Genomic DNA, 1,212 nt, shown 5'->3' with positions numbered 1-1,212 from the left:
TGTCCAGGCATCGGCTCACACGAGACATGCTTTTCTTAAATCCGTATTTCACATGAAGTCGGTTATACTCATGAGACGTGTACTGGAAGCCTCTGTCGCTTTGTAAAAGAGGGGATACGCCAGGATTCTTCGCGTAAGCCCTTTTCAACGTATCCATCACGAGTTTATTGTTGTTGGAATGGCTTAATACCCATGAGACAATAGAATTATCATATACATCAATAATGGCGCTCAAATAGGCTTTGCGCCCATTCCCATACTTCAGTTCTGTCACATCTGTACACCACTTTGAATTAGGAGAATTGGCATCAAAGTTACGGTTCATTACATTTTCAGCTACATGGATCTCCGCAGCTTTCACATAACTTGCTCGTTTTCTGCGAATAACCGCTTTGAGCCCAAGAGCGCACATGATTCGGTAATAACGCTTTTTGTTGTAGTTCTTTTTGAGCTTCCGGTTTAATTGCGTGCGCATTTGACGATAGCCAAGTATCCCTTTTCGCTTGTCATAACGAAGCTTTACTTCTTTGGCTAACGCACGGATTTCAAGTTCCATGCTAGAGGGTTTCCATTTTAGCCACTTGTAATAGGCAGATCGAGCAACCCCAGCTAACGCACACAATTTCGTAATTGCGTGACCTTTTTCTTTGTTCAGTTCTTGAATCGCTTGATACAAGTTTACATGTCGAACAAGGGTTAGCGTGTATTTCGTCGCTTGATCTCCGCCAACTTTTTTGCGAAGTCATTCTCCATCTCTAGGTATTCATTTCGCGCTTCTAGCTCTTTAATCCGTAGCTTAAGGCGTTCATGCTCATCTAGTTCTTCTTCAGGCTTTTTGCGACCACGATGGTCCTGAAGAGCCTCCTCACGGCCAGCTTGATATTTCCGAACCCATGCGTACACTTGCTGATAAGATACACCATACTTCACAACCGCCTTCTGATAGTCCAAGTCATTAGCGATGGTATATTGTACAATTTCAATGCGTTCTTCGAAAGTTGTTTTACGTCCTTTGTTCATATGAGATAGTCCTTTTCCTTTATGTGTAGGTTTCAACTCTATCTCATTAGTATACTTGGAAATCCATTTCGTCAAAACACTTCTATTTGAAATATGATGCTTGTTTGTCGCCTCTTCTATGGAAGAATCACCAGACAACACCTCGTTAACAGCAGCTAGTTTCAATTCCTTTGAGTATGTTTTCCATGTTCT

Annotated in this window: 2 protein-coding genes; both read right to left on the bottom strand. The window is 41.9% G+C overall.

Annotated features, from left to right (window positions below; translation table 11 throughout):
• Nucleotides 1-676, bottom strand: a 676-nt coding sequence (locus tag L1028_RS31010; protein WP_234541961.1) for an IS3 family transposase, incomplete at its 3' end; no start/stop codon positions are given.
• A gap of 20 nt (nt 677-696) precedes the next feature.
• The coding region (locus L1028_RS31005) for a helix-turn-helix domain-containing protein (RefSeq protein ID WP_234541960.1) at nt 697-1,212 on the bottom strand (516 nt) is incomplete at its 5' end.

Source organism: Paenibacillus pseudetheri (genome assembly GCF_924513355.1).
GTDB classification, from domain to species: Bacteria; Bacillota; Bacilli; order Paenibacillales; family Paenibacillaceae; genus Paenibacillus_AQ; species Paenibacillus_AQ pseudetheri.
Note: the sequence above shows the minus strand (reverse complement) of the source record. Positions and strands in the feature narration are given on the sequence as shown.